Below are 17,005 nucleotides of genomic sequence, written 5' to 3' on the forward strand. Positions count from 1 at the left end.
GCGCCGTTACGGCAGGTTCGCTTCAAAGACCGCGAACCGGTGCTCCAACTCCCACTCCTGCGCGGCTTTCGGGCTTCCCCTGAGGAAGGCCGTACATGCCGTTGAAAGCTGTTCGGACCCCGGCGATTTCGCTCCCGCGCAGGCCCCATTCACCTTGGTGAAGACATCCGGAGATGCCCACAGGTCTTCTCCCGGGAGGAAGGTGTGCGCGATTCCTGTTCGCGCCATGTTCTTCAGGTCAATATACGAGAGCTTGTAATCGAGCGCCGCGCGCGTGTACTCGTGCGTCAGGTCGATGCGCGAGACGCCCTCGTCGTCAGTCGAAAGCGACACCGGGACGCCGGCCGCACGGTAGGCGGGGAGGGAGTGATAGTTCGAGGTCACGCCGAGGATCACGTCGTTCGAGGTGAGGTTGATCTCGACCATCACGTGCCGGGCGGCCATCTCCTTCAGTAACTCCTCTGGGCGTTCCTCGTACATGACGTCCACACCGTGGCCGATGCGCTCGGCGTGGCCGAGGTCGACGGCCTCGCGGATATGGAAACGGAGGCCCTCGGGAGGGACCATGCCGGGAGCCAGTTCCCCGGCGTGCAGGCTGATATGCACCTTTGGGTAGACGCCGTGCAGGTAGTCCATCCAGACCATCTGGCGGTGGTACTCGCTCATGGCCATGTAGGCGTCCTCGGGCTGCACGTAGTTGATGCCGACGACACGGGGTTCCGCTGACGCGACTTCGAAGCCAAGGACCGTCTGGGCGAAGACCTGCTCGGGCGCAAACGCGCGGAGGACCTGGTAGATCACGCGGATGGTCACGCTGCATCCGGGAGCGGCGTCCGGCTGCCCGCAGTGCTCGCGGCGATCCCGCTCGGCGAACGCCTTCGCGATCTCCTCGCGGTCGGTGGCGATTTCGTCGCGGAGGCCGCCGGCAAGGAGCTTCTCACGCAGTCCGGAAAGTTCCGCCGCACCTGCGGCCCTCTTATCCAGGCTCGGATCGCCCGTGTCCATGTGCGCAGAGTCCCCGCCTGACGTCGAGCCGTCTATCGGGCCCTTCGGCCAGCCGAGCTGGTAGCCGAGCTTGGCCGACTTCGAGAAGGACGGCGTCATCATCACTTCGAGATATTGCTCGTTCTGTGCCGCCGCACGGGTGGCGACTTCGTCGAGCCACTCGCCGTCGTGTCCCTTGCCCATGCCGCCGAAGCGCCCAAAAGTAGCGAAGAATTGATCGTGCCCGGTTATGCCGGGTGTTGGGACATAGCCGCGCATGGAGAAGGAATCCACCAGTGAGTCATACAGTGCCTGGTTCTTGAGCACACTGGACGCGGGCACCCCGGGAGCCGCGCAAACCGCCTGCGAGGGCATGTCGCGTGTGGTGCCGATGTTTGGCACAAAGGCGAGCGTCGTGGGGTTTACGCAGAGCTTGTCGGCTGCGCCGTCTCGCAGGAAGGTTTCGGCGTAGATCGCTCCCGAGAGGTGCATATGCAGGTCGGCGCCCTTTGGCATGCGCTCAAGGAAGGCGTGCATCGTGAGCGCCGTCTGATGGGCTATGTCGAAGGCTTTGGATGCCTTGAACTCACCGGCGGTCTCGGCGCTTTTAGCATGCACCGGACCAGCCGCCCATCCGGACGTTCCCGGCGCCATCACGCCAGCCAACAACACCAAACGAACAACACGAGCCATGACAACCATTCGATCGCCTCAGAATTTAAGAGTCAGAATCTCCAGCATACCCCGGTCTGCGCTGCCGTCGCCGTCGCTGCTCAAGGGACCGCACCCCACGATCTAGAATGAGATCAGCCCCTCATGCCTCCCACCGAAGAACGCAACCCGCCTCAACAAGCTTTGCTCGCACGTCTCGGGGTTCGCACCGCAGGCAAAGGGGTCAGCGCGTATGCGGCGACGCTCCTGCTGATGTCTTCCTCGCTGCTCTCCGGCTTTTTGGGATTGATTCGCACGAGCTATATCAACTCGACGTTTGCGAACCGCACCACAACCGACGCCTATAACGCTGCGTTCCAGTTACCGGACATGATCAGCTACTTCCTGATCGGTGGAGTGGCCAGCATCTCACTCATCACCATCCTCAATCGCTACCGGGCTACCGGCGACGAGGATGGAGCCGACCAGGCTCTGTCGGTTGTGCTCAATGCGATGTTTGCTGTTCTCGCGACGGCTATTGTCATCGCCGAAATCTTCGCACCGCTCTACACCCGCGCATGGTTCCCCGGCTTCGATGCAGCAACCGCCGCCCTCTGCACCCATCTCACCCGCATCATCCTCCCGGGCCAGCTTTTCTTCTTCGCCGGGGGCGTTCTTGGCTCGCGCCTTCTGGTCCGCAAGATCTTTGTCTATCAAGCGCTCACCCCCATCGTTTACAACCTCGGCATTATTGCCGGCGGCGTTCTTCTCTCAAGCCGCCTCGGCATCGACTCGGTTGCGTGGGGTGTGCTCGGGGGCTCGCTTGTTGGTCCCGGCATCCTGAACGCGCTTGGGGCGTTTCGCGGGGGATTCCGCTTTCACCCTGTCCTCGACCTCTTCCACCCTGCATTTCGCGAGTGGCTCAAGATGTCCCTGCCGTTGATGATCGGCGTTTCCGTTGCCATGGCGGACAAGTGGATTCTGGCTCACTACTCCGCCAGCAACCCGGGCGGCATCACGCGCCTCAGCACGGCGAAGATGCTCTTCAACGCGCCGCTCTCGGTGATCGGTATCGCCGCCGGAGCCGCGAGCCAGCCTTTCTTCTCTTCGCTCTTCGCGCAGGGCCGTCTTTATGACTTCAATGGAGCCGTGACGCGCGCAGTCTCCAGGCTGCTTGCCGCGTCTTTTCTTCTCTCTGCGTGGATGATTGCGCTCGCTGATCCAATCGTGGACCTGCTGCGCCGCCGCGCCTTTACCCAAGAGGACGCGCGCTCCACGGCTCACTTCTTCGGCCTATTCGCCATCACACTCTGCTTCTGGGCGTCCCAGGGGATCTACTCCCGCGCGTTCTACGCGGCCGGTAATACTCTCACTCCGGCCATCTCCGGAACCCTTGTCACGATCATCTCTGTGCCTGTTTACGCGCTGTTGTACACGTACTTTGGGCTCGACGGCCTCGCTATCGCCAGCGACATCGCCATCTTCGCCATGACGCTTACTCTTGCGATTCAGCTCCATCGCAAGCGGGTGGTCTCGATCGCGTCGTTAGAGAACGGCGAACTGCTGCGTGCTGCCTTCGCCGCCGTCGTCGCCTATTTTGGAATCACCACCGCGCTACGCTATCTGCCGCACCCCACCACCCATGCCGGGGATATGGGCACAATCCTCGCTGCGACCATCGTGTGGCTGGTCCTGACGCTGGGCGTACTCCTGGCAACTGGCTCCCGTCTGCCGAAGCAGCTCATTACCCGGCGATAAGGCCGATTATTCGTACTTCAGGGTTTCTACGGGGTCGAGGCGGGCGGCACGATTGGCGGGAAGGGTGCCGAAGACGATGCCGACGATGACCGAGGTTCCGAGGGCGATGAGCGCCGACCATAGCTTAACGGGGATCTGAAAGGGCGTGAAGAGCCGGACCGAGATTGGGATTGCAAGGCCGATGAGGGTGCCGACGACGCCTCCGCTGAGCGAGAGGAAGACGGCTTCGGTCAGGAACTGGAGGCGAATTTCCTTGCTGGTCGCGCCGAGCGCCTTGCGAATGCCGATCTCTCGGATGCGGGACTGGACGTTGGCGAGCATGGAGTTCATGATGCCGACGCCGGAGACGATCAGGGTGAGGGCTGCGGCGAGGAGAAGGACGACGGTGAGCATGTCGGCGATCTTGGCCATGCTGGCGAGGAGTTCGGTGAGGGTGACGGCGTTATAGACCGACGTGGCGCGATGGCGGGACCGGATGATCTCGAGGATGCGCTTTGAGGCCGGTACCACCATGGTCGCGTCCTTCATGGTGAAGAAGATCTCCTTGACCGTATCGGTGCCGGTGAAGTAGCGGGCGACGGGGTAGGGGATGAGCAGGGTCTGCTCGCTGATCTCGGATTGGCCGTAGGTGTCGAAACTCTCTTTGAAGACGCCGATGATGGTGAAGGGGATGCCCTGGATACTGATGGTCCTGCCGACGGCGAGGTTGTCGGAGCCGAAGATGGTTTTGGCGAGGGGTTCGACCATGACGCAGACCTTCTGGTGCAGGAGCGTGTCTTGATCGTCGAAGAAACGGCCTGATAAGACGCGAAGGTTTCGGACGATGCGGTACTCGGGGGAGACGCCGAGGATCATCGTGTCCTTGGTGGTGCCTCCGCCGACCGAGATGCTGTGGTGATCCTCGAGCATTGGTGAGGAGGCGATGATGCCGGGAACCTGATCGAGGACGGCGTTCAGGTCTTCACGGGTCATGAAGTCGGGGGTGCTGGTGTTGTCGGGTCCGATGGTGCTGCCGCCACTGTACTGAAGCTCGATCTTGTTGGGACCGATGCTGGTGAGCTGGTCGAGGGCGTACTGCTTGCCGGTAAGGCCAAGGGTGGCGACGAGGATGATCGCGGCCGACCCAATGATCATGCCGAGCATCGTGAGCAGGAAGCGGACCTTGCTGGCCTTGAAGCTGTCGATGGCGAGGCGGAAGACCTCGGAGAACATCATGGTGGAGCGCGCCGAAGCGAGCGTCCGGTCGAAGCTGCTTGGCTGCCGGGAGACTACCTCCGTCGGGGAGGGAGGAGCCGGAATTCTCGCGGGTTGGGCTGGGGTCGTGGTTGCCATGCGCTCTGTGGAAACGGCGTTGCCTTGGGGCTAGCGGTTGTCTAACGGCTATTAGACGCTCTCCGGCACCGGGGCGATGCGGGGATTACACATGTCGTTATCGGGAGTTTATCCCTTTCGCCAAGGGAGGAGAAGCGCCGCGTGGCGCCTGTGCTACCCTCCATGAAACCATGGCTGAACAGGAACGGGAGTTGCCGCGTGTGCTGAACGCGGCGCATGCGACTTCGATCGTCGTCGGGATCATTATCGGCAGCGGGATCTTCCTTGTGCCGCGAGAGATGATGGCCGCGGTCGGCGGTTCGGGCATGGTGTATGCGGTCTGGATCGTGGGTGGGCTGCTGTCGCTGTTTGGGGCGATGACGTATGCGGAGATCGCGGCGGCGAAGCCGATGTATGGCGGCGAGTATGCGTTCCTGCGTGAGGCGTATGGGGACGTGGTGGCGTTTCTCTACATGTGGACCTGGATCACGATCGCAAAACCTGCCTCGATTGCGACCATTGCCGCGGGACTGATGCGGGTGCTCGGCACGTTCGCGATGTTCAGCTTTCTGGGAATGCCGGCGTTTGGTCCGCTGATGTGGAGCCAGGTGTTCGCGATCGGTGCGACGTGGCTGATTACCGGATTGAACATCATTGGGACGAGGAAATCGGGAAACGTGCAGCTTCTGCTGACCTGGCTCAAAGGGTTGCTGATCGTCGTCATTGCAGGGTTCTGTTTCCTGACGGCGGGTGGGCATGGAAGCTGGAGCAACTTCGGGACGACCTTCGCTGGGGCGCGGGGCGGGTTTTCGGGGTTTATGGTGGCGTTGATTGCTGCGCTTTGGGCTTACGACGGGTGGAGCGATGTGACGCAGATGGCCGGGGAGGTGCAGAGGCCGCAGCGGAGTCTGCCAGTGGCGCTGATCGGCGGGGTTGGGATCGTGGGCGGGCTGTACATGCTGACGAATGCCGCGATTCAGTATGTGCTGCCGGCGGCTGCGATTGCGGGGGCGGAGCGCCCGGCGGCGGATGCGATGAGGCTGGTGGCGGGTGGGGCAGGGGCGGCGCTGGTTTCAATCGGGATGGCGGTGAGCATCGGGGCGACGTTCGTGGGGTCCTCGCTGTCGGGGGCGCGGGTGCCATTTGCGGCGGCGCGAGATGGGTTGTTCTTTGAGGGGCTGGCGCATGTGTCGCCGAGGTTCCGGACGCCTTCGAGTGCGCTGATCCTGCAGGCAGTGTTGAGTTCTCTGCTACTGCTGGCGATCGGGAGATTCCAGGCGCTGTTCTCGCTTGCAATTTTCGCAGAGTGGATGTTCTATGCGCTGACGGCCAGCACGATTTTTGTCTTCAGGCGCAGGGATGCGGCGGGAGCGCGGCCCTTTAGCGTGTGGGGATATCCCGTGGTGCCGGTTTTGTTTATCGCCGCGGCGGGGGTGTTGTTGGTGTTCTCGATCATGGACCAGCCGCGGAATTCGCTGTTTGGGATGGCGGTAATCCTGCTTGGGATCCCGGTGCATGCGCTCTATCAGCGGGGGCGGCGGGCAGCCGGGTAGGTTAGCTCGCGACGAGAAGCGTCGGTCCGAAGCCTGTGGCAACGAAGCGGTCGCGTCCCTCTTCCTTGGCACGGTAAAGAGCGGCATCTACCTTCTGGAGGATGTTCTCGACCGTATGAGGTGCGCCTTGCTGGCCGACGTGAAGGGCACCGGCACTGATGGTGACTTGAATGAGACCGACGCTGGTATGAAATGGCTTCGAGCTGACGGCCCTGCAGATGCGGTCGGCGCCGGCCGAGAGTGAGCCCGCACCGCAGCCGTCGAGAAGGAGAAGGAACTCTTCCCCACCGTACCGTCCCACGACATCCGCCTCGCGAACGGCAATCTTCAGGCGGCGGCCGACTTCGCGAAGGATCTCGTCGCCGACCGGGTGACCGTAGGTGTCGTTGATCTTCTTGAAGTGATCGACATCGCAGAGGATGGTGGAGAACTCTTTTTCTGGGCTAGTCAGCTTTGCAACCTCGGCGGCAAGCTGGGCCATGATTGCTCCGCGATCGAAGAGTTCTGTGAGCGAATCGTGGGTAGCCTTGAAGCGCATTTCTTCACGGGCCTCAATAAGGTGGTCTTCGAGGTTGAGGATGCGCTCGCCGGTGGTGAGGCGCGCCTTGAGTTCGAGAGGATTGCAGGGCTTAGTGAGGTAGTCGTCGGCGCCGGCGCCAAGCCCGGTAAGGAGATCTTCCTTGGTGTCCTTGGAGGTGAGCAACACAGTGTAGATATAGGCCCGGCGCGCACAGGCTCGCACGGCGCGGCAGACGGATGGGCCATCGAGTCCGGGCATCATCCAGTCAAGCAGCGCGAGGCGCGGGCCGTCTTCCTGCGTGAGAATCCGGGCGGCCTCGTCGCCGTCGGATGCTGTCAAGACCTCGTAACCACTCTGCATGAGCATGCGGCGCATCATGGTGCGAGACACGGCGTCGTCGTCGGCGATGAGGATTTTCATGAGACGACCTGCTCTCTGCAGACTTCGTCGAGTGCAGTGAGAACGCGCGGCAGTTCCTCGTTCAGCCTGTCGACATCTTCCTGCGCCTGATCCAGGTTGCCGGAGTCTCCGATCTGTTCGAGATCTGCCGCAATCGAAGAGGCATGAATGGCGGATAGATTGGCTAGGGCTCCCTTCAAGGTGTGAGCAGCCCGCTTGAGACCTTCCGCGTCGCCGGCACGGATGCAGGCGCTTACGGCCTGTAGTTGCCGAGGATAGTCGTTGCGAAAGATGTCGGAGAGTTCGGCTATGAATTCAATGTCACCGTCGATGCGTTCGAGGAGTTCGGTGACGTTGACGGACTCATGGCTCGGAGCGCTCTTGGCTTCGGCTGAAGCTGCTTCGGTCTCGGTTGGGGAGGTCTTTCGTGCCATGTATCCGTCGAGCACCTCGTCGAGTTCGACGGGCCGGATCGGCTTGGAGAGATAGCCGTCCATCCTGGCCGCGATGCAGCGTTCGCGGTCTCCTTTCATGACGAGCGCGGTCATGGCGACGATGGGCTGATGTCCCCCCGTGGTCTGCTCGTGCAGGCGGATCTTCATTGTGGCGGTGATGCCGTCCATCTCAGGCATCTGGACGTCCATGAGGACGAGATCGAAGGGTCCACGGACAACGGAGTTGAACGCCTCGCGGCCATTGTCGACGACGGTGACGGTGTGTCCCCGCTTTTCGAGGAGGCGAACCGCCAGCTTCTGGTTGACGGGATTGTCCTCGGCTAGAAGGATATTCAAGGACTTACTCACGGCTTGCTCCGCTCGCATGGATTTCTGCGTGATCATCGCGGAGTGACCGCGTGCCGTGTTACCGCCGAGCGCTCGCACGATGGCCTGGCGTAGCTCCACCTGACGGACAGGTTTTAGGAGGTAGGCGGCAATGCCGAGTTCCTGGCAGCGGGCGGCATCGCCGCGATGACCACCGGAGGAAAGCATCATGACGGTCGTGTTGGCAAGCGAATGCTCGGGACTCTTGATGATCTCCTGAACGACGGTGAACCCGTCCATCTTGGGCATGTGCATGTCGGTGAGAATGAGCCGGTAGTGCTCGCCGGAAGCACAGGCTTTGGCAACAAGGTCGAGAGCCGCAGGGCCATCGGCAGCCGATGTGGGTTCCAGCCCCCAGGTGCGCATGAGGCCTTCGAGAATGCGGCGGTTGGTCTTGTTGTCATCGATGATGAGGACACGAATGCCGGTGAGGATCTCGGAGGTCGCCGTGTCCTCGGGGCTGCGCTCGAACGGCTCTGCCTTGCGGAGGGGGACGGTGAAGTGGAAGTGAGAGCCTTTGCCGAGCTCGCTCTCGATCCAGATGCGTCCTCCCATGATGTCGATGAGGCGGCGGGAGATCGTGAGTCCGAGGCCTGTGCCGCCGTAGACGCGCGTGGTGGAGGTATCCGCCTGGCTAAAGGACTCGAAGATGGTCTCGAGCTTGTGTGGAGCGATGCCGATGCCGGTGTCAGAGACGGTGAAGTGGAGCTGTTCCCCGAGGCCGCTAGTTGTCTCCGTTACGAGGTGGAGGGAGACTTCGCCTTCCGATGTGAACTTGAGGGCGTTTCCGATGAGGTTGGTGGTGATCTGGCGAAGGCGTCCGGGGTCGCCGAAGACCGCTTCGGGAACGTCGGGGTTGATATCGCAGAGGAGCTCGAGGTTCTTCTCGTCGGCGCGGAGGGCGAGGGTCTTGAGGGTTGATTCGAGGCACTCGCGGATGTCGAAGCGGATATCTTCGAGGTCGACCTTGCCGGCTTCGATCTTGGAGAAGTCGAGGATGTCGTTGATGACGGAGAGGAGCGAGTCGGCCGAGAGCTTCACGGTTTCGAGGTACTCGCGCTGCTCGCGGGTGAGTTCGGTTTCGAGCGCGAGGTCGGTCATGCCGATGACGCCGTTGAGCGGAGTGCGGATCTCGTGGCTCATGTTGGCGAGGAACTCGCTCTTGGCGCGGCTTGCGGCCTCGGCGGCCTGGCGGGCCTCTTCCATCTGGCGCTCGGCGGCCTTGCGCTCGGTCACGTCATGGATGAAGGCCGCGAAGAGGTTGTTCTCGCCCATCCGGATGACAGAGAGGGCCATTTCGGCAGGGAAACGGATGCCGGACTTATGACGGGCAATGATTTCGACACGGCCCTGAAGCGGCGCGTCGGCCTTAGCGGCGAGGAGGCTTAGGAGGCTTTCGTTCCCGCTGTTGCCGACCTCGATCATCTCTGTCGCGGCGCGTCCCATGGCTTCTTCTACGGTCCAGCCGAAGGTGGCGCATGCCTGCGCGTTCCAGTCGGTGAGGATGCCGGCGGGACTGATGCCGAGGAAGGCATCGAAGGTGGAGTCGATGATCATGCGATAACGCTCTTCGCTGCCCTCGAGTTCCTTCTCCTGATGGGAGAACTGGCGATCGACAATAGCGGACAGGAAGACGAGGCAGAGGAGCACCACCGTCACGAGGGCGATGCTAACCGCCCCGAGATCGGAGATGTTGATGGCGTGACGGAGGTCGGCCTGGTTGAGCGGCGCAGGAACGAACCTTGCGGCAGCCATGCCGAGGTAGTGCATTACCGGAATAGCAAAGCCCATCAGGAGGGCGCTAAGGCCCTTGCGCCAAGTGAAGAGAAGGGAGACGTGGCGCGACGCGAAGGTAAGACGGAGGGCTACAAACGCAATGACGACAGCCAATACGATGGACGCCCCGACGAGAGGCATGGAGTAGACGCGGGTGGCGGGCATCCGCATGGCGGCCATGCCGATGTAGTGCATGGCAGCGACGCCGCCGCCCATGCTCAGGCTGCCGATGAATGTGGTGGCCAGGCTGAGGGTCTTGCGGCTGACGGAGTAGAGGGCTATCCCGGATGCGGCGATCGCGGCAGTCAGCGAGAGCAGAACGGTCGGCCAGTCATAAAGGACGGGCATCTGCATGCGGAAGGCGAGCATGCCAATGTAGTGCATGGACCAGATGCCGATGCCCATGGCGACGGCACCGCCACCAAGCCAGGCGAGACGGGCGGCACGGGTGCGGCTCAGTGTGACGCGGCCAGCAAGGTCGAGCGCAGCATACGCAGACAGGACAGCAATAAAGACAGAGAGTGCAACAAAGGCCGGGTCGTAAAAGCCCAGCATCGCGGAACCTTCGCTCATAGGAGCCTCAATCGATCAACATGTGCGGTGGTACGCCATGAGATGACCTGAGCGTTTCATGGGCCGCTGGCACGCAGGAATACCACCTTCGTGCGGGAAAGTACCGCGAAAGTCGGCTGCTCCTTAGGGCGAGTAGCGCTCCGAAGGTTCGGGAAGGTCTCGATTGGTTCTGCACTCGGTACTTGGGAACGCTATTTCCGCCAAAATGCGTCTTCCAGGCCACCTGCTGGGGTGCCAGGACAGGCTTCGATTGCCAATTGCCGGCCAGAGCGTTCCCGAAACGACACTACGGTATTTTGTAGGTGCTCATAATGACCGGGTCGCCAGAACGGCGTTGACGCTACTGTCCAGCGGCCGCGGGCAGAAGGATGCGCAGGAGGTGGGCGGGGCTTGCCGGATCGGGAACGATGGTGGCGCCCTGCGCGGGGTTGAGCCAGAAGATCGCCCCAGCCTCGAGCTTTTCCTTCTTCTCGGGGTCGCCAGTGGCCAGGGAAAGCGGCGTGAGGGCAACGAGGAGTGAAGGCGTGGCGGGTACTTTGATCGGGCATGCGGTGTGCCCGGTGCAGATAATGCGCTCGATCTGTAGATCGATGTCGGTGAACTCCAGGGAATCCTGGTTCTCTCCGAGGCTTTGCGGAGCCTTGCCGCGGAATGGTTCCTTCATTGCGAGCGCAGACTGCTTCAGCTCTACTCGCAGGAAGTCCGAGCTTGTGTCTCCCAGGTTTTCGATGCTGTGGCGTTCGGTTTGCGCAGGACTAACCCGAAAGGCCCCCTTGGTGGTGGGGGGACGTGTGACGGAGGCCGCGTTTTCGCCGGCATGATCGATGCGCAGCGGACCTGAGTCGTTCAGGTAGACGAAGACGGTCGCAAAGCTTGTGTGGTCGTGAACGGGGATCTTTTCGTGAGGTCCGTAGTGCACTCGCATGACCTCGATGGACGGGGTGTCGAGGGCGACGGTGTAATTCTTTGGCAGGGTGGCGACAGGATCCTGGGCGTGGACCGTCGCGGATGCGAGGTTGGCAGCAAGGACCACGAGGAAGAGTCTGCTCCCAAAGTGGAAGCCAGGCATGGGTTTTTTGGGGGAGGATAGGGATTGCAGCATATCGGGACCTACCCACGATCATCCGGCATGCCGTTCGTTCGCGCAACCGGAGAATCGCATTTCATCCGCTACTCATTTGGGTTCCGGCCGGTAACGGTATTCTTAGCTTGCGGCCCCTGGGGCTCTTCATTCCTTTCTGGACAGTGTTCTCTATGCGCTTCAATCCTTGTGCCTTATTGATGTTTGCTGCCGCGACGCCTTTGCTTGCAGGTGCCCAGAACGTTCCGGCGCGCGGTCCGATGGTCGTTGTGATCAGCCTCGACGCCTTTGCTGCAGAAAGCCTGCAGGACCCGACGGAGCCTGCGCCGACCCTGCACGCGCTCATGCGTTCGGGCGCTTACGCGCGCTCCATGCAGCCGATCAACCCGACGGTGACCTGGCCGAACCACACGGCGATGATTACCGGCGTCAACGCGTCGCGCCATCATGTGATCGTGAACGGGCTGATCGAGGGGCAACGTGGTGAGGGAGCGCCCAGGGTGAACGCGGATGCGCCGAAGTCGGAGCTCGTCGCGGTCCCGACGGTCTACGATGCGGCGCACGCGGCGGGGATGACGGCGGCCGAAGTGGATTGGGTGGCGATCCATCAGCCCGGAACGATCGACTGGAGCTTCGCCGAGAAGCCGTCGGCTGACAGCCCTATCGTCCAGGACCTTATCCAGGATGGATCGATGACGCGGGCTGATCTCGGGACGTTCTTCAAGCCATCGCAGGCCTGGCGGGACCGTCTGTATACGCTCGCGGCAATTGACATTCTGCGGCGTCATCATCCGAACTTGACCCTGGTCCATCTGCTTGCGCTCGATGGGATCGAGCACAAGACGGGGTACGGAAATGATGCCGGGCACAATACGATTGCGTTTCTCGACGACCGCGTGAAGGACATTGTGGATGCGGTGCGGGACGCGGGCGATCTGGATCGCACGACCTTTCTGATCGTCTCGGACCACGGACAGCAGAGCGTGCATCATTTGCTGCATCCAAACGCTCTCCTTGTCGAACATGGGTTGCAGGGGGGAAATGCGGCAGCGAGCGCGGGTGGCGCGACGATGTGCATGGCGGATGGCGGGTTCGCGCTTATCTACCAGCAGCACGCCACCCCGGATTCGATTGCTGCGTTGAAGGCTCTCTTCGCTGGGCAGCCAGGGGTGCGGTCGGCCCTTACCCCGCAGGAGGCCGCGGCGGATGGCTGGCCGGTTCCGTCGCAGACGACGCAGGCGCCGGATCTTCTGCTTTACGCAGCGAATGATTTTGCCTTCGCAGGCGGTACTACTGGCGCATTCGTCACGGAGACCAAGGAGACTGGGCAGCATGGGTACCCGAACTCCGAACCCTTGATGCAGGCCATCTTTATCGCGTCGGGACGTGGGATTAAACCCGTCGGACAGATCCCGCCATTCCCCAACGTCGACGTCGCTTCGACGATTGCGCGGCTGCTTGGGGTTCATCTTGGTGGAGTGGATGGGCATCCGCTCGATGCCATTTTGAAATAGGGCAGGTCGCCCCCTGCTGGCGACTCGCTTTACAAAAAACTCTGGAGCTGCGGGAAGCTGCGTTCCAAGTCTTGAAGGTCATTCGGTAGTTCCCATTGAGATTTCGCCACAGCTTTCAGCTCGCTATGGAATTTCATAGTGCAGTAACGCGTCCGTAATGTTTTCTAGGATCGGTCCGAAATCCGGTAGTTTGGACCTGATTGATTCGAAAGGCCTAGTTTTCGGGGTGTGGGTGGCCTCTGGATTGCAAGACGGCGGGACAGGTCCGTCCTCTTGAGCCAGATTTCTTCTGGCTCCTGATTTCCTTTCTTCTAGGAGTTCGAATGAACCTTCGCAGGTTATGTCTTGGTCTGTGTCTTCTCCCAACCTTTATGGTGGGACCGGCTCTTCTCGAAGGAACTGCATGGGCCCAGGAGACGACAGGTTCGCTCCAAGGCACCGTGAAAGATGCAACCGGGGCCGTCGTTTCCCACGCCTCCGTGATTGCAAGCACCCCGACGCTGGTCGGCGTAAAGAGTACGCAAACAGATGGAAGAGGGTACTTTCACTTTTCGAACCTGCCTCCCGGCTCCTACCTGGTAACGGTCGAGGCGAAGGGTTTTGCTACTCTCAAGCAGTCGAACCTCCTGATCGAGGTCGGCCACTCTCCTTCGCTGGATCTGACTCTCTCGATCGGTTCGGATCTGACGATTGTGGATGTGTCGTCGGATAACAGCCCACAGATCGATGTCACGAGCGTGACGACCCAGACAAATTTGACCGCGGATGTACTGAACTACGTGCCACGCGGCAACTCGTATCAGTCGGTGATCCAGTTTGCGCCGTCGGCCCGCAACGAACCCTTGATGGGAAACAACACGACGAACGGCAGCGGAAGTGTTTCGCCGGGCAACGGAAGCAACGGCAATACCTACGGCTATTCGATCGGCGGTGGATCGGATTCCGAAAACTCGTACCTGGTGGAAGGGCAAGAGACCGCGAACCTGATCGGTGGTTACTCGCATACCAACGTGCCGTTCGACTTTATCGATCAGGTGCAGGTCAAGACGTCAGGAGTCGCGGCTGAGTATGGTGGCGCGCTTGGTGGCGTAGTGAACGTCGTGATGAAGAAGGGTACCGAGCATTATCACGGCTCTGTCTTCACCTACTTCAATGCCTCTGGTCTTAATGCGGGGCCGAATGCCCAGCCGCGATATGATCCGGTGGGCACGCTGCCTGATGCCCTCGCGAGCGGCGCTCAACTGGATCAGCCATACCAGAGCTTCCAGCCTGTGAAACCAAAGACGAGCGAGGTTTACCCAGGCTTTACGCTTGGCGGCCCTCTGCTTCCGTTCTCCGCACGCTTCAAGGACAAGATCTTCGGGTTTGTCGCCTTCAACCCGGACCTGGTTCGGACGGAGATCAAGGTCAACTACGGCTCGACAAATGGGGGAATCGTTCCGTTCAGCACGAACCAGAACACGTACTACACAACGGCGCGCGTCGATGCACAGGCGACCAAGAAGATCCGCGTCTTCGGTTCGTGGCTCTACCAACTACAGCGCGAGAATGGCCAGAACCTGCCGAACCAGGATTCAACCCAAGGCTACTTCAATGCATCGACGGGATGCTTCGGCGCGGCAACATCCGCTTCGAATCCCTGCCAGTCTTCCGGCGTACCCCAGTTCTCGTACGCCCATACTCTTGGTTACACGGCACCGAACATCACCGTCAATACCGGCGCCGACATCACGGTGACACAGAATATCGTGGCGACAACGCACTTCGGCTATTACTTCGAGAATTACCATGATTTCGGCTTCCCGACGACCGGCAATCTACAGTACTTCGAGACGAACGGCACCTCGGCAACCGACACGAACGGAAACGCCATCGCGCCAGGATCGCAGCTTTACCAGTCGACCGGCTATATCAACGCCCCGACTGACCAGAACTTCACACAATACAACGCAAGCAAAGCGATCCAACTGGATCAGGATGTTGCCTGGTACAAAACCGGATGGGCGGGGACGCATAACTTCAAGTTTGGGTACCAGCTCACAAGAAACTCGAACATCCTGGACCAGCACTACAACGCACCCGAAGTGAACGTTTATGTCGGCTCTGGCGGCCCGGCGACGTATCAGCCTTCGAGTCCCACCGGAAATGCGACCTGTCAGGATCCAACTAAGAACTTAGTCATGATCGGTACTGGTTGCCAAGGCCAGTATGGATACGTCTCAATCGAGGATTTTGGCACGAGTGGCCACGCCATCAGCTATGACCATGGATTGTATGCCCAGGACTCCTGGCAGGTCGGACATGGCATAACGCTTGACTTTGGTGTCCGGTTCGACAAGGAGTATCTGCCGGGCGAAGCCTTGAATGCCACGTCTATCACGGGTGCCAACCTTTCCAAGCCGATCGACTTCGGATGGACGGATAAGTTCGCACCGCGACTCGGCGCGGCGTGGGATGTGTTCCGTGACGGCAAGCTGAAGGTATTCGGCGGATACGGCAAGTTCTACGACACGATGAAGCTGAACCTCGCGATCAGCTCGTTCGGCGGCCAGTACTGGCAGAACTGCTACTTCGGGCTCAACACGCAGGATCTAAGCAGCATCACACCCACCTTTAACAGCAATGCCCGCTACTGCAGCGGCCAGGCTCCAAACAGCACAACAAATTTCTCGGGCGGTAACTCGCCGGCCGGATTGACGTTCATCGAAAGCCAGGACTTCCGTTCCTTCCCGACCACCTGCTCCACCTGCAGCGCGGTACAGGAAGGTGTTGCTCCTGGGCTGAAGCCGTACCAGCAGCATGAGTCGGTTTTCGGCACCGAGTACCAGTTAGCCAAGACGCTTGCGTTGAATGTGACGTACAGCCGACGGCGGCTTGATCGCGTGATTGAGGATGCCTCGCTGGCATCTTCGGTAACGGGTAGCGAGACGTTCGTGGTAGTGAACCCCGGGTATGGTTCGAATGCGACCTATAACGGATTCTGCCAGTTCCTGTACGGGGCTGGGGCTCAGGACTGCACCTCGACTTCGGGCGTGAATCCTCCGAACCAGACCATTCCGGCGGCGCGCAGCTACGACGGAGTCGAGTTCCGGCTGAGCAAGGCGCTTTCGAATCATTGGGCTGGACTCTTCTCTTACACGTATAGCCACTTCCGCGGCAACTACACGGGGTTGACCAGCTCGGATATCGCTGACGGCGGAAACGGTGGACGCAACGCTCCGAACAACAGCCGCTCGTTCGACGAGCCCTACTTCCAGTACAACGCAAATGGCGGATCTTCGAGCGGGGCGCTCCCGACGGATCGTCCGAACACCCTGAAGGGCTATGCGTATTACCAGTTGAAGTATCTTCACAAGCTCAGCTCTGATTTCGGCATCTTCCAGACTCTCTACGAAGGCTCTCCGAACACGAGCTACCTGGACGTGGGCTATAGCGAAAACGCGTTCCCGGTGGACATCTTCAACCGCGGAAAGTGGGCCGATATCGCCCAGGATCCCAATACCGGTGTGATCACGGTTGGAAACACTCGAACCTACCGCAATCCCTGGTACAACCAGACGGACTTCAACTTCACCGAAGGGTATGAGGTGCGGGAGGGTAAGGCGCTGACATTCGCGGCGACATTCACCAACCTCTTGAACGAGCACTCCGTGACCGCTGTCAACGAGCAGATCGATTCGGGCTACTTCGGGAACCAGTACGTGACACCCGGCGGCTATGCGTTTTATAACGGCGCGGCCTTCTACGCTGCGGCGGAGCGGCCGTACAACGTGGCTCAATCCTTGAATGGTGCAACGATCTCGGGGCAACCATCGAATAGCAATGGTTATCCTCTAACAATCAGCAGCGAGTATGGCAAACCGCTTTACTATCAGCACCCTCGGACTATTCGTCTAGCGCTGAGCTTCAGCTTCTAAACCTGAGGGCTACTTAACAAGGCCGGTGTGGGGGACAGTAAACTGCCCGCCACACCGGCCTTCTCACGTTTGGCACCTGACTGCGATTCTGGAGCGGGAGGCGAGCGTTCTGTTCGGAGGCTCGGCAGAGGGCCTGGGGTTGAAATT

9 protein-coding genes are annotated in these 17,005 nt (G+C 60.7%); 4 read left to right on the forward strand and 5 right to left on the reverse strand.

What is annotated here, in order from left to right; translation table 11 throughout:
• Positions 1 to 6: 6 nt before the first annotated feature.
• The gene (locus GRAN_RS21700; protein WP_241655072.1) at positions 7 to 1,677 is read right to left on the reverse strand and encodes an adenosine deaminase family protein; all 1,671 of its coding nucleotides are present in this window, start codon (positions 1,675 to 1,677) and stop codon (positions 7 to 9) included.
• A 123-nt stretch (positions 1,678 to 1,800) separates the two neighbouring features.
• On the opposite strand from GRAN_RS21700, the gene GRAN_RS21705 reads away from it, so the two are divergent.
• Positions 1,801 to 3,393, forward strand: a complete 1,593-nt coding sequence (locus GRAN_RS21705; RefSeq protein ID WP_128915178.1) for a lipid II flippase MurJ — start codon at positions 1,801 to 1,803, stop codon at positions 3,391 to 3,393.
• A 6-nt stretch (positions 3,394 to 3,399) separates the two neighbouring features.
• Here the strand turns inward: GRAN_RS21705 and GRAN_RS21710 are convergent, their stop codons facing one another.
• Positions 3,400 to 4,725, reverse strand: a complete 1,326-nt coding sequence (locus tag GRAN_RS21710; RefSeq protein ID WP_128915179.1) for an ABC transporter permease — start codon at positions 4,723 to 4,725, stop codon at positions 3,400 to 3,402.
• Positions 4,726 to 4,895: 170 nt separating this feature from the next.
• Here GRAN_RS21710 and GRAN_RS21715 point away from each other — a divergent pair, with 170 nt between their 5' ends.
• Positions 4,896 to 6,257 (forward strand): APC family permease, encoded by a 1,362-nt coding sequence (locus GRAN_RS21715; RefSeq protein WP_128915180.1) that lies wholly within the window; start codon positions 4,896 to 4,898, stop codon positions 6,255 to 6,257.
• 1 nt (position 6,258) lies between these two features.
• Here the strand turns inward: GRAN_RS21715 and GRAN_RS21720 are convergent, their stop codons facing one another.
• From GRAN_RS21720 to GRAN_RS21730, 3 genes are all read right to left on the reverse strand, one after another.
• On the reverse strand, positions 6,259 to 7,197 hold the full coding sequence (locus tag GRAN_RS21720) for a GGDEF domain-containing response regulator (protein ID WP_128915181.1): 939 nt from the start codon (positions 7,195 to 7,197) through the stop codon (positions 6,259 to 6,261).
• A complete protein-coding gene (locus GRAN_RS21725; RefSeq protein ID WP_128915182.1) occupies positions 7,194 to 10,346 on the reverse strand; it encodes a response regulator in 3,153 nt (1,050 codons plus the stop codon). The genes GRAN_RS21720 and GRAN_RS21725 overlap by 4 nt, the downstream gene beginning before the upstream one ends.
• Positions 10,347 to 10,686: 340 nt before the next feature.
• Complete coding sequence (locus tag GRAN_RS21730; RefSeq protein ID WP_128915183.1) at positions 10,687 to 11,415, reverse strand: hypothetical protein; 729 nt, start codon at positions 11,413 to 11,415, stop codon at positions 10,687 to 10,689.
• A 212-nt stretch (positions 11,416 to 11,627) separates the two neighbouring features.
• On the opposite strand from GRAN_RS21730, the gene GRAN_RS21735 reads away from it, so the two are divergent.
• Both GRAN_RS21735 and GRAN_RS21740 read left to right on the forward strand, forming a co-directional pair.
• On the forward strand, positions 11,628 to 12,941 hold the full coding sequence (locus GRAN_RS21735) for an alkaline phosphatase family protein (protein WP_241655073.1): 1,314 nt from the start codon (positions 11,628 to 11,630) through the stop codon (positions 12,939 to 12,941).
• Positions 12,942 to 13,264: 323 nt separating this feature from the next.
• Complete coding sequence (locus tag GRAN_RS21740; protein WP_128915185.1) at positions 13,265 to 16,858, forward strand: outer membrane beta-barrel protein; 3,594 nt, start codon at positions 13,265 to 13,267, stop codon at positions 16,856 to 16,858.
• The last annotated feature ends 147 nt before the right edge of the window (positions 16,859 to 17,005 follow it).

It is taken from the genome of Granulicella sibirica, from assembly GCF_004115155.1.
GTDB lineage: Bacteria > Acidobacteriota > Terriglobia > Terriglobales > Acidobacteriaceae > Edaphobacter > Edaphobacter sibiricus.